This is a genomic window from Promicromonospora sp. NPDC052451 (assembly GCF_044547525.1).
In the GTDB taxonomy this organism is placed as follows: Bacteria; Actinomycetota; Actinomycetes; order Actinomycetales; family Cellulomonadaceae; genus Promicromonospora.
In genome coordinates this window covers 382399-394387 of record NZ_JBIUAP010000004.1, presented here as the reverse complement: position 1 = coordinate 394387, position 11989 = coordinate 382399, and the positions used below count along the sequence as shown (strand labels likewise).

Sequence of the window (11989 nt, the reverse complement as noted above, 5' to 3'; positions counted from 1 at the left end):
GCCTTGTGCATCTCAACCCTTACGGAGAGTACGCGGTGCTGCTCGCCGCGTCCCTCGCCGACGACTGGCCCGCCGACCGCGCGGGGATCGAGGCCCGGACACGCGACTTCGGCATGACGATGGAGTTCCGGGAGTCGCCCGACGACCACGCGCTGACCCGGCTCGCGATCGACGACTGGCTGCGGGTCGTGGACGCCACCGACCCCGCCGAGCGGGCCGCGCTCCTGAACGCCCAGATGGCAGCCGTCGCGGCCTACCCGCGCCTCACCGACCACGACGGCGAGGGCTGGCACCTGCACTACCGGGACGACAACCAGGTGCTGTCCGCGGTGCTGCGCGCCGTGATTAGCGTCGGGACGTCGTTGCACCTGGTCACCCGCGGGATGCACCGGCTCGGACGGTGCGCTTCGGCGCCCTGTGCGAACGTCGTCGTCGACGTGACGCGCAACGGGCGGCAGCGGTACTGCTCGGTGCGGTGCGCCAACCGTGCCGCCGTACGGCGGCACCGCGAGCGCACCGCCCCTGAGCCGCCTGCAAGACTGCGCCCATGAAGCTGCACGAACGGATCGAGGGCCGGCTGCGCGAGTTCGTCGATCGACAGCCCATGTTCTTCGTGGCGACCGCGCCCCTCGCGGCGGACGGCCACGTCAACGTCTCACCCCGGGGCATCCCCGGCACCTTCGCCGTGCTGGACGACCACACGTTCGCCTGGCTGGACGGCACCGGCAGCGGCAGCGAGACGGTGGCGCACCTGCGCGAGAACGGCCGCATCACCCTGATGTTCTGCGCCTTCGAGGGCGCGCCGAACATCGTGCGGTTCCACGGCACGGGCCGCGTGGTGACCCGGTACGACGACGAGTACCCGGCGCTCGCCGCCCGGTTCACGGACGTGCCCGGCGCCCGCGCGGTCATCGTGGTCGACGTCGAGCGCGTCTCGGACAGCTGCGGCTGGGGCGTTCCGCTCATGTCCTACGAGGGCGAGCGCGACCTGGTCGGGCCGTACTTCGAGCGCAAGGGGGAGGCCGGGCAGCGGGAGTACCGGCGCCGGAAGAACCGGACGAGCATCGACGGTCTGCCGGCCTACGACGTGGACCCGGTCGACACCCCGGCGACCTGACCCACAGGACGTCGTCCCACGGCGGATGTCAGTGGCAGGGGGCAGGATCGGAGACAGCAGAACCGACCTGGAGGACGCCATGGCTGACACACCCGCCCCACCCCGTACCTATCCCCACGGCGTGCCCTGCTGGGTGGACCTGGAGACGGAGAGCGTCGACGCGGCGCTCGCGTTCTACGGCGGGCTCTTCGGCTGGCGCTTCACGGAGATGCTGCCCGCCGGCGCCCCCGGGCGCTACGCGGTCGCGTCGCTGGACGGCACGTCCGCCACGTCCGTCGCCGCCGTCGCGACACCCGCCGCGGGCTTCGACGGCGAGGTGGCGTGGCACACGTACCTCGCGGTGGACGACGTCGACGCCGCCGCCGCCCGCGTCGAGGGGCTGGGCGGCTTCGTGAGCTCCGTACCGGAGGACGTCGGGCCCCCGGGGCAGCGCGCGGGCCGCATGGCCCGGATCGTCGACGCGCAGGGAGCGCCCGGCCGCCTGTGGCAGGCGGGCACCCGGCTCGGCGCCCAGGCCGTCAACGCTCCCGGCACGTGGAACTTCAGCAACCTGATCACCCCGGACGTCGACGGCGCCCTGCGGTTCTACGGGCCGCTGCTCGGCTGGGAGCGCAGCGACGACCTCGGGGCGGGCATGGCACGCGTGCCCGGGTACGGCGACCACCTGGCGCGCACGGTCGACCCGCGCATCCGCGAGCGGCAGGAGTTCGTGCCGCCCGCCTTCGCCGACGTCGTGGCCGGGGTGCTGCCGGGCGACGGGCCGGCCCACTGGTCGGTGGCCTTCGCGGTCGCCGACCGGGACGCGTGCGCCGCGACCGCCGAACGGACCGGTGCCACCGTGCTGCGCACCGAGGACGGCGAGTGGAGCAAGGAGGCGACCATCCGGGACCCGTTCGGCGCGGAGCTCGTGCTGGCGCAGTTCGACCCGCCGGAGTCCTACCTGGAGGGCGAACGGGAGGCGGGCCGGGCCTGAGGCGGACGGCGGCCCGGCCCAGGATGCCCGGATCCAGGATGCCCGGACCCAGGATGCCTGGACCGTGCCGCGCCGCAGGTACGTCGCTACGCCGCACGGTCGCTACGCCGCACCGTCGCTACGCCGCGAACGTGTACCGTCCCGAGCCGACCCGGACCAGGACGGCACCGTCCTCCGCCCGGACGTCCGTGACGCCCGCCGCGTGGTGCAGGGGACGGCCCTGCTCGGTGACGGCGGCCGGTTCCGGGACGGGCAGACGCACCGTCGCCGTGGCGCCCACGGGGACGGTCACCTCCAGCCGGAGCCGGCCGCCCGTGCGGCGCCACGAGCTGGCGACGGTGCCGTACGGCGTGCGGACCGACGCGCTCGCCCGGTCCAGGTACCCGGTGACCGCGGGGGCGATGGTGATGTCCCGGAACCCGGTCTCGGGCGAGGCCTGGATGCCGGCCACGTGCTGGTAGAACCAGTCGTCCACGGTGCCGAGGAAGTAGTGGCCGTACGAGCGGGCCTCCCGTGACCAGTGCTCCCACATCGTGGTGGCGCCGTTCTCGATCATGTACCCCCAGCTCGGGTACGCGGTCTGCACGGCGAGCTCGTAGGCCACGTCGGCGTGCCCGTGCCGGGTGAGCACCGGCAGCAGCCACTTCGTGCCGAGCACGCCCGTGTTGAGCGTCGTGCCCTTGGCGCGCACGTCGGCCACGATGCTGTCGACGACCCGCCGGGTCATGGCGGCGTCGGGCACCAGGCCGAACTCCACGGCGAGCACGTTGTGCGTCTGCCGGTAGCCGCGGTCGCCGGTGCCCCGGTAGCAGCCGGCGGCCGTGTCGAGGAACGCGTCGTTGAAGGCGGCCTTGATCGTGGCGGCGTTCCGGGCGAAGTGCTCCACGTCGGCCGTCCGGCCGAGGAACCCCGCGCTGCGCCGCATGGAGGTGGTCATCGCGTACAGGAACGCCGTGGCGGAGACCCGGAGGTCCTCCGGCGCGTTGCCGCCCGCGGGGCTCGCCTCGGGGCTGACCCAGTCGCCGAGCCGGGCGTCGGGCACGATGCCGCCGGCCGAGCGGTCGAGCTCCAGGTCGACGTAGCGCTTCATGCCGTCGTAGCACTCGGCCAGCACGCGCGAGTCGCCGCCGTACTGGTGCAGCCACCAGGGGATCATCACGTACGCCGCGTGCCACGGCGGGCACACGCCCCACTCGCCCCAGTCGCCGGAGCTCGGCGCGATGACCAGGGGGCGGCCCTGCTCGTCGCGGGTCTCGTGCACGTCACGCAGCCACTTGGCGAACAGCTCGTGCACGTCGAGGTTCAGCAGGAACATCTCCGCGCCCACGGCGGCGTCGCCCGTCCAGCCGTTCTTCTCGAACATCGGGGTGTCGGTCGGGATGCCGTGGATGTTGTTGGTCAGCGTGTCCACCACGGCCCGGTGGGTGCGGTTCATGATCTCGCTGGAGCTGTCGAACGTCCCGGTCTCGCGGGCCGCCGTGTGCACGACCTGCGCCGTGAAGGCGGACAGGGGCGGCGGACCGTCCTGCGGCCACCCGGTGACCTCGACGTACTGGAAGCCCTTGTACGAGAACCGCGGTTCCCACGTCTCCGCCTGCCCAGTGCCGGCCAGGGTGAAGCGGTCGGTCTGGAAGCCGGCCTGGAACCCGCCGTTGTTGCTCAGGTTCACGCGCCCGGCCGCGGTGAGCTTCTCGCCGTGCGCCGCCCGGATCGTGGTCCCGGCCGGCCCCGTGGCGGTGTACCGCACCCAGCCCGCGAGCACCCGGGGGAACTTCACCACGTAGACACCCGGATCGGGCTCGGTCACCTCGACGGCGGGCAGCGACTCGATCACCTCGATCGGCTGCTGGCGCTGGTTGACCAGCACGCCGCGCGGGCCGGGCGCCGTCGACGCGGGCGCCCACGCGCCGTCGTCGAAGCCGGCCGTGTCCCAGCCCGGAACGGCCTCGCGGGCGTCGTAGGCCTCGCCGCCGTACAGGTCGTCGAACACCGTGGGCCCCGCGGCCAGGCGCCACGTCGTGTCCGTGACCACGTGCTCGACCCGGCCGCCGGCGTACTCCAGGTACAGCACCGCACGCACCACGGGCTCGTCGTGCCAGGGCGGTGCCTCCCACCGCCAGACGTTGCCGCCCGTCATCCCGTAGAAGCCGCGGCCCAGCTCGACCCCGAGCGCGTTGCGGCCCGGACGCAACCGCCGGGTCAGGTCGGTCGCGGTGTACTGCACGGTGTCGTCGTAGTCGGTGAACCCGGGTGCCAGCACGCTGTCGTCGGCGGGCGCGCCGTTCAGCGACACGTTCGCGTACCCGCCCGCGGCCAGGTACAGCGTGGCGCGCTCGAGACCGGGCCCCACCTCGACCTCCCGGCGCAGCAGCGGCGCGGGCAGCGGGTCCCGCACCGGGAGCCGGACACCCCGGCCCCACGGGCCCGTGCCGTAGACAGCGATCTCGGCGGCCTGGTCCCAGCCGGAGTCGTCCAGGTCCGGCCGCGCGAAGTCCGCCGGGAAGTCCGTCGCGGTCTTCCAGGCGCTCCCGGACGTGAGCGTCGCCGTCGACCCGTCCGAGTACGTCAGGCGGACGACGGCGAGCACCGCCCCCGCGCTGACCGCGTCGTTCGTGCCCCGGACGGCCACGACCGTGGTGTCCCCGGACAGCTCGGCCGTGAAGAAGCGGGAGGACTGCCAGCCGTTCTCGGCCGGCTCCGTCGACCCCGTCTCGGCGCCGTCGACCCAGAGCGTGAACGAGTCGTCGGCCGTGACCAGCACCTCGGCCCGGGTCGCGGACGTGCCCCCCGGGGCGGCCCGGAGGATCCGGAACGCCCGGTCCTGGCCGGCCGGCTCGCCCTGCGCCGCCCACATCCACGCGGCGCCGTCGAAGGTCAGGTCGGTGACCTGGCCCGGGCCGCGCTCGTTGCCGATCCACGCCGCCCCGGCCCAGTCGGCGTCCGTGTACAGGCCGGTGCGGAAGGCCGCCGTCGTCGTGCTCGAGCCGTGCGTCGTGACCACGTCCACGCGCCAGGTGTGGTCCGTGGCGGCGCGCAGCGCGGGCCCGTCGTACTCGACGTTCGCCGACTCCCGCGACCGGACGACCCCGCTGTCCCACACCGTGCGCGGGCGCTGCCCGCCCGTGCTGACGCGCAGCCGGTAGGACACCTGCTCGACGCCGCGTCCGTCCGCCTCGACGGTCCACGAGAAACGGGGACGGCCGACGTCGATGCCGAGCGGTCCGGTCTTCTTCTCGACGAGCGGCTCGGTCAGCCGCACCGCGCCGGCGGCACCCGGGCCTGGCGCCTGGTCGGCCGGCACGGCGGTGGCGGGAGCGGCGGTGACGGGTAGCGCGGCCGCGGTGGTCGCGACGCCGGCGGTCTTCAGGAACAGTCTGCGGTCCACGGTCATGACGCCTCCAGGCGTGTGCGCGGTGAGAAAGCGAGCACCATTGCAACGTTTCAAAACGCGTGCGTCAGTGTAGGGGCGACCGGGTGCCCGCCGCCAGGGTGTGCGGCGGATAACCGCAGGTGGCGTGCCGAGATCTGACGACGTCGTACGGATGGACCACGGCGTCCGGCCCGGGCGCCGGTGCATGGGAGGCTGGGCCCGTCCCGCTCGCCGTCCCGCACCGGAAGGAGACCATGGAACACGACCAGCTCGTCGCCCCGGCCCAGGCCCGCATCATGTCCAGCTACCTCACGTGCGAGCTCGCCACCGTGACGCGGTCCGGAATGCCGATCGCCTGGCCGGTCACCGGGGTGTGGCGCCCCGACGACCAGACCTTCGTGGTCTCCACGTCGATCGGGTTCCCGCAGAAGGCGTTCAACGTGCGCCGCGACCCGCACGTCGCCCTGCTCTTCTCGGACCCGACGGGCAGCGGGCTCGACGGCGAAGGGCAGGTCCTGCTCCAGGGCGTGGCCGAGTGCGCGGACGAGATCGAGACCCGGTTCTCGCGCAACGCCGACCTCTGGGAGCGCGTCTCGCGCGCCCAGCCCTCCTCGCGGGCCCTGTCGGCGGGGTGGCTCGCCCGCCGGCTCATGGACGTCTACTACATGCGGCTGGTCATCACGGTGACGCCGACGGCCGTCACGGCCCGCCCGCCGCTGCCCGGCGCCGCCCCGGTGCCCGCGCCCTCGCCGCTCGCGGTCTCCGCGCTACCGGGCGTGCCGGAGCCCTTCGCCGGCGAGCTGGCCGGCTTCACCAGCGGTGTCCTGGCCGGCCTGGACGACGCCGGGCACCCGACCCTCGACCGGGTGGTGCCCGAACCTGCCGACGGCGGGCTCCTGCTGCCCGGCTCCGCCGCGCGGCCCGGCCGGGCGAGCCTGCTGTTCCACCGGCACGACGAGCTGCTGGCCGCGCAGCGCAGCTTCGCTGTCGTCGGCGAGCTCGTCGAGAGCCCCCGTGGCCCCGTGCTCCGTCCGGAACGGGTGGCCGACGGGATCCAGCCCGCCGGGCTGGCGTCCACGGTCCGCATGGCACGCGGACTGCGGAAGCGGGCGCAGGCCTACCTGGACGCGCGGGGCCTGGAGCGGCCGGAGGTCCCGTGGGACGAGCTCAAGGACATCTACGCGCGGGTGGACGCGGAGAACGCGGCGCGCTGATCCCGGCGACCGGGTCAGTCCTCGCGACCGGGCCGCGACGAGCGCAGCCGCTTGGTGTCCGACCGCTGCCGCTTGGCCGTCAGCCGTCGTTCCTGCGATCCGCGGGTGGCCCGCGTCGCCTTGCGGGCGCGCGGGCCCGGGGCCAGTGCGTCGGCCACGAGGGCGGCCAGGCGCCGGGCGGCGGCGTCGCGGTTGCGCCGCTGTTCCCGGTGCTCGGAGGCGACGACGGTGAGCACCCCGCCGGTGAGGCGGTGCCCGAGCTGTTCGGTGAGCCGGCGGAGCTGCTCCTCGCTCAGGACGGCGGAAGCCCGGAGGTCCCAGGTGAGCTCGACGCGCGAGTCGGTGGTGTTCACGCCCTGGCCGCCGGGCCCGGAGGAGCGGGAGAAGCGCTCGGTGAGCTCGGCTCGGGGGATGGTCAGCCCGGGGCTGACGACGAGGCCGGGTCGGACGGGGGACGGCATGGGGCCATCTTCCCAGGGGGTGCGCCTCGCGGTCACGCAGATAATTCTTCGCCGCTATATAAATGGATCGCAGAAATGTCCAGCCAAAGCACCGAAGATTGCGTCAACGCACACGTGTCTGCGTCAGCGCAAAATGGGCGAGCCCCCCTCGCGGAATTCCGCGAGAGGGGCTCGGCCGCTGGGGGAGTGATTCCAGCTCTGCTACCCGTCAGGGCAGGTCAGAGGCCCAGCAGGCAGAGAATCTGCTCCAGGGTGTAGCCCAGGTTGTCGAGCAGGTTCGAGACGATGTCAACGAGGGTCATGTGCGAGACCTTTCACATAATGGGGATCACGGACGATTGCCCGTGAGTCGAACTGTGTTCGCGTTCCATACGTTAAGCACCTGACACGGACACTGCAACGGGAAAGGGATATTAGTAGGTAAAGCGCGAAATGGTTGGCGCTGTGATAGTGGCCGCGACGCCGTCCGGTGCGCGCGGGAGACTGGGGCGCATGGCGACGACGAGCGCGGGCCTGCTGCCCTACCGGAGACTCCCTGACGGCGCGTTCGAGGTGCTGCTCGGACACATGGGCGGGCCGTTCTGGGCCCGCAAGGACGCGGGCTCCTGGACGGTGCTCAAGGGTGAGCTCGAACCCGGCGAGGACCCGCACGCAGCCGCGCTGCGCGAGGCGGGCGAGGAGCTCGGTCTGGAGCTGCCACCCTCGACGGCCCCGGACGTCGAGCTCGGCGAGGTGCGCCAGCGCGCGGGCAAGAAGGTGCTCGCCTGGGCGCGCCAGTGGCCGTCGCCGGGGCCAGACCTGACCCGGATCACGAGCAACACGGTCCAGATCGAGTGGCCGCCGCGGTCGGGCCGGCAGATCGAGATCCCGGAGATCGACCGCGTCGCCTGGTTCGCGCCGGACGACGCGCGGCGGGTCGTGGTGGGGGCGCAGGCGGCGTTCGTCGACCGGCTGGGGGAGGTGCTCGCGCTCAGTGCAGGGTGAGCGCCGCGTTCGTGTCACGGGCACCTCGCTGTGCACGGTAGTGCGTGGCTCCACGGTCCGGGAGGAACCGGGGGGCGGGGCCCGGCGCATCGCCGGGCCCCGCCCTCGTGCGGGGTGGTGGCGTCAGGGCTGGATCGTGGGCACGAAGTTGTCCAGGAGGAACTGGCCCTCCGCGCCCGGGGGCAGCTCACCCATGAACCGGGTGACGATCCCCGTGGCCGCGGACTGGACGTAGACCTGGAAGTCGATGGTCTGGACCGACGGGTCGGCCCAGTGCCCGGTCTGCGCGGCCGTGAGCACGGCCTCCGAGGCGCCCTCGACGTCGATGGAGGTGGCGTGGTAGCCGAGCTTGTTCAGCTCCTTCGGGTCCGGCATCTCTTGGGAGACGAAGGGGGACTGCACCAGGACCCGCCAGTGCAGGTCGCCGAACTCGTCGGAGACCGCGACCTCCGGCGACTCCCACTCGTGGCCGCTGCCGCCGTCGCCGACGATCGCCCGGCCGTCCCAGTCGGCCGGGACCTTGTAGCCGACGCCGTCGGTCTCGGTGGACTGCCAGGTGTCGGTCGCGCCCTCGGTGGGCTCGCCCAGATCGATCGGGATGCCGATCGGGTCGCACGGGCCCGCGGCCTGGCCCGGGGCGTGCGCGGAGGCTGCGGAGCAGGCCACAGCCGCGGGGGCGGCGCCGGCGACCGTCGCCGAACCCGCCGTGAGGCCGACGACGAGGGCGGACGTCAGGAGGATGGAGCGTGCCTTCTCGTGTGTGTGTCTCATGACCACTAGGACGCAGCGGGTGCCCGGTGGGTTGTCCCAGGTCCTAGGCGGTGACGACGAGTTCTCCGTCGACCAGCCGGAGCTCGCGCGGCCACGACTGCGTCGCCAGGGTCTCCTCGACCCAGACCGACAGCAGCGCCAAGGCAGTCCAGGCACGGTCACGGCCGGGCCACACCGCGGCCAGGTCGCCCATGTCCAGGTCCTCCGCGAAAGTCCGGAGGTCGTCGTCCGTCACGATGAGACGGATCGGCGGGCCGCCCGTGCGTCCTACCCACCGGTGGATCTCGAGGTGCGGTCCGGCCGGGACGACCTCGGTGCCTGGGTCCAGTGACCACTGCTCCACGAGATGTTCGCGCATCGGTTCCAGTATGCGGGCAGGACTGGTCGGGCGGGTGCCTGCCGACCTTCCCCTAGGCTGACGCCGTGTCGCTCTCGCTCTGGCTCGCCCTGGTCGGCGCGGGCGTGCTGATCTCCCTCACGCCCGGCGCAGGCGCCATCAACACCATGTCGAACGCGATGACCTCCGGCTGGGCGCGGTCCATCTGGGGCATCCTCGGGCAGCAGCTCGCGCTGCTCGTGCACCTCGTGGTCGTCGCGGCAGGGGTCGGCGTGCTGGTCGCGGGCACGCCGTGGCTGTTCGACACCATCCGGTACGCCGGTGCCGCCTACCTGGTCTACCTCGGCGTGCGGCAGTTCCTCGCCCGCCCGGGTGCGGGCACCGACGTCGCCGGCGGTGCCCGGGTGCGCGAGCCGGCCTGGTCGATGTTCCGGCGCGGGCTCATGGTGAACCTCCTGAACCCGAAGGCGATCGTGTTCTTCCTGGCGTTCGTCCCGCAGTTCGTGCGGCCCGACCGGCCGCTGGTGGGCCAGTACGCCGTCCTCGCCGCGACCGTCGTGGTCATCGATGTCGTGGTCATGTGGTTCTTCTTCGCCACGACGGCCCGCGGCCTCGGCCGCCTGACGGCGGGCGAGTCGGGGTCGAAGGTCGTCAACCGCGTGTTCGGCAGCCTGTTCGTGGGCGTCGGGGTGCTGCTCGCGGTCATGCACTGACGCCGGCGTCGGACGCCGTCCTCACCGCACCCCCAGCGCCCCGCGGCCGACCCCGTCCGGCACCTCCAGCACGTGCCGCACGAGGCGTTCCAGCACCGCGATCCCGTCTGCCGAGAGCACCGACTCCAGGTGCCCCTGGACGGAGGCGACCCCGGGGCCGCGCAGCGCCGTGAGCACCCCCTCGGCGTCGACCGACGGCTCCAGTGCGAGCCGGGCCACCGGGTCGTCGGCGGCGTCCGCGGCGAGCGTGGTCACGTACGCGCCGAAGGTGTTGTAGTAGCCGACGGCGGCCGTGGTGCCGAGCACGTCGGCGTCGAGCCGCACGCCCTGCCGCGGGGCGGGCAGCGGGCGGACCGGGAAGCCGGCCAGCCCGGCGAGCACCTGGTGGCTCAGGCAGACCGCCAGCAGCGGCCGGCCCGCGGCGACGCGTTCGTGGATCCGCCGGGTGACGGCAGCGATGCGGGGGTCGTCGTGGTCGCGGGGGTCGCCCGGACCGGGGCCGAGCACGACCAGGTCGGCGGTGAGCACGTCGTCCACGGCGTCCCACCGGACCACGCGGGCGTTCATGCCCAGGTGGCCCAGCTGGTGGGCGAGCATCGTCGTGAACTGGTCCTCGTGGTCGACCACCAGCACGTCCCGCCCGGTGAGCGACGAGGGCTCGGGAGCAGCCACGGCGGTGTCCTGCGGTCGCACCCAGAACTCGGCGAGCTGCCCGTTGCGGACGGCCAGCGCCTCGGCCACGCCCTCCTGCGCGTTCAGGTCGACCACTGCGTCGGGCGCTGCGCCGCGCGGCACCAGCCCGAGGGAGGAGAGCACCCCGGCGGCCTTGGCCCGGGTCTCGGCCACCTCGTGCTCCGGTACGGAGTGCCGCACCAGGGTGGCCCCGGCGGGGACGGTCACGCGGCCGCCGTCGTGCAGGTAGGCCGTGCGGATGAGGATCGGGGCGTCGAGCGAGTACCCGCCCGAGGCGCCGTCCGGCTCGAAGAGGGCGAGGAAGCCCGAGTAGTAGCCGCGCGGGCGCGTCTCGTGCCGGGCGATGACCGTGCAGGCGTTCTCCATGGGCGACCCGGTCACGGTGGGCGCGAACATCGTCAGCCGCAGGGCCTCGCGCGGGTCCACGGCGGTACGGCCCTCCAGCAGGTACTCGGTGTGGCTGAGCCGGGCCATCTGCTTGAGGTACGGGCCCACGATGTGCCCGCCGTCCGGGCAGAGCGCGCTCATCATCTTCATCTCCTCGTCGACCACCATGAAGAGCTCCTCGTTCTCCTTGGTGTCGCGCAGGAAGTCCAGCACCCCCTCGCGCGTGGGGCCCGACGCCGGGTGCCGGTACGTACCGCTGATCGGGTTCATGCGGGCGACGCCGTCGTGCAGGGTCAGGTGCCGCTCGGGGGTGGCGCCCGCCAGGGACACGGCGGCGCCGGGCCCCGGGACGTGCACCGCGAACGTCCAGTACGAGCCGACCTCGTGGGTGAGCAGCGCCCGGAACCACGACGTCAGCGTGGGCACCGGTGCCGCGTCGGTCCGGGCCTCGAAGCTGCGCATCACCACGAAGTTGGCGCCGGCGCCCTGCCCGATCTCGTCGTCGATCACGCGGCGCACGATCCCCGCGTACTCGTCGTCGGGGGTGTCGAAGCCGAGCGGCTCGGCCGCCACGGGCTCGGGCGGCAGCGCGGCGAGCGCGTCCGGCAGAGCGACCCGCTCCGACTCGCGGACCACCAGGCAGCGCAGCGGGGCGCCGTCGTCGTGCACGGTGAAGCCGCGCTCGCGGGCCTGGCGGTACGGGACGACGGCGAGCACCGGCGCGCCGTCCAGCGGGATGTCCCGCAGCAGGTCGGCGTCGACGACGTCACCGGTCAGCACCTCGACCTCGGTGCCGCCGTGGCGGCGCAGGAGGGCGAAGGGGAGCGAGCCGTCGGAGGTCAGGACCCGGTCCAGGAGCGGGTGCGTGCCGGCGGAGCCAGGGTGGTGGGACATGCGGGGCCTCTCGGTTCGGGGTGCTCGACCCGAACCGGGAGCCTCGTGGGGAGACACGAAACGACCGCCTCGGGC

The 11989-nt window shown here is 73.4% G+C and carries 11 protein-coding genes; 6 read left to right on the top strand and 5 right to left on the bottom strand.

Annotation, left to right across the window (positions count from 1 at the left end; genetic code table 11):
* Nucleotides 1-5: 5 nt before the first annotated feature.
* The 3 genes from ACIG47_RS09730 (at nt 6) to ACIG47_RS09720 (ending at nt 2090) form a co-directional block, all read left to right on the top strand.
* The gene (locus ACIG47_RS09730; protein ID WP_397430625.1) at nt 6-551 is read left to right on the top strand and encodes a CGNR zinc finger domain-containing protein; all 546 of its coding nucleotides are present in this window, start codon (nt 6-8) and stop codon (nt 549-551) included.
* Nucleotides 548-1117 (top strand): pyridoxamine 5'-phosphate oxidase family protein, encoded by a 570-nt coding sequence (locus ACIG47_RS09725; protein WP_397430624.1) that lies wholly within the window; start codon nt 548-550, stop codon nt 1115-1117. The genes ACIG47_RS09730 and ACIG47_RS09725 overlap by 4 nt, the downstream gene beginning before the upstream one ends.
* Before the next feature lie 79 nt (nt 1118-1196).
* A complete protein-coding gene (locus ACIG47_RS09720; protein WP_397430623.1) occupies nt 1197-2090 on the top strand; it encodes a VOC family protein in 894 nt (297 codons plus the stop codon).
* Between the two features lie 118 nt (nt 2091-2208).
* Here the strand turns inward: ACIG47_RS09720 and ACIG47_RS09715 are convergent, their stop codons facing one another.
* Nucleotides 2209-5475, bottom strand: coding sequence for a family 78 glycoside hydrolase catalytic domain (locus ACIG47_RS09715; RefSeq protein WP_397430622.1), 3267 nt, complete (start codon nt 5473-5475; stop codon nt 2209-2211).
* Between the two features lie 239 nt (nt 5476-5714).
* Between ACIG47_RS09715 and ACIG47_RS09710 the strand changes: the two genes are divergently transcribed.
* A complete protein-coding gene (locus ACIG47_RS09710) occupies nt 5715-6674 on the top strand; it encodes a pyridoxamine 5'-phosphate oxidase family protein (RefSeq protein WP_397430621.1) in 960 nt (319 codons plus the stop codon).
* Between the two features lie 14 nt (nt 6675-6688).
* Here the strand turns inward: ACIG47_RS09710 and arfB are convergent, their stop codons facing one another.
* Nucleotides 6689-7135 (bottom strand): alternative ribosome rescue aminoacyl-tRNA hydrolase ArfB, encoded by a 447-nt coding sequence (gene arfB / locus ACIG47_RS09705; protein ID WP_397430620.1) that lies wholly within the window; start codon nt 7133-7135, stop codon nt 6689-6691.
* A 492-nt stretch (nt 7136-7627) separates the two neighbouring features.
* Here arfB and ACIG47_RS09700 point away from each other — a divergent pair, with 492 nt between their 5' ends.
* Nucleotides 7628-8119 carry an NUDIX domain-containing protein gene (locus ACIG47_RS09700; RefSeq protein ID WP_397430619.1) on the top strand — a complete coding sequence of 164 codons (492 nt, stop codon included), beginning with the start codon at nt 7628-7630 and terminating at the stop codon, nt 8117-8119.
* A 123-nt stretch (nt 8120-8242) separates the two neighbouring features.
* On the opposite strand, the gene ACIG47_RS09695 is transcribed toward ACIG47_RS09700, so the two are convergent.
* Nucleotides 8243-8890, bottom strand: coding sequence for a hypothetical protein (locus tag ACIG47_RS09695; protein ID WP_397430618.1), 648 nt, complete (start codon nt 8888-8890; stop codon nt 8243-8245).
* 43 nt (nt 8891-8933) lie between these two features.
* A complete protein-coding gene (locus ACIG47_RS09690) occupies nt 8934-9248 on the bottom strand; it encodes a hypothetical protein (RefSeq protein WP_397430617.1) in 315 nt (104 codons plus the stop codon).
* Nucleotides 9249-9313: 65 nt separating this feature from the next.
* Between ACIG47_RS09690 and ACIG47_RS09685 the strand changes: the two genes are divergently transcribed.
* Nucleotides 9314-9940: a LysE family transporter gene (locus ACIG47_RS09685; RefSeq protein WP_397418416.1), complete on the top strand. Its 627-nt coding sequence runs from the start codon at nt 9314-9316 to the stop codon at nt 9938-9940.
* A 21-nt stretch (nt 9941-9961) separates the two neighbouring features.
* Here the strand turns inward: ACIG47_RS09685 and ACIG47_RS09680 are convergent, their stop codons facing one another.
* Complete coding sequence (locus ACIG47_RS09680; RefSeq protein WP_397430616.1) at nt 9962-11914, bottom strand: anthranilate synthase family protein; 1953 nt, start codon at nt 11912-11914, stop codon at nt 9962-9964.
* Nucleotides 11915-11989: the final 75 nt, after the last annotated feature.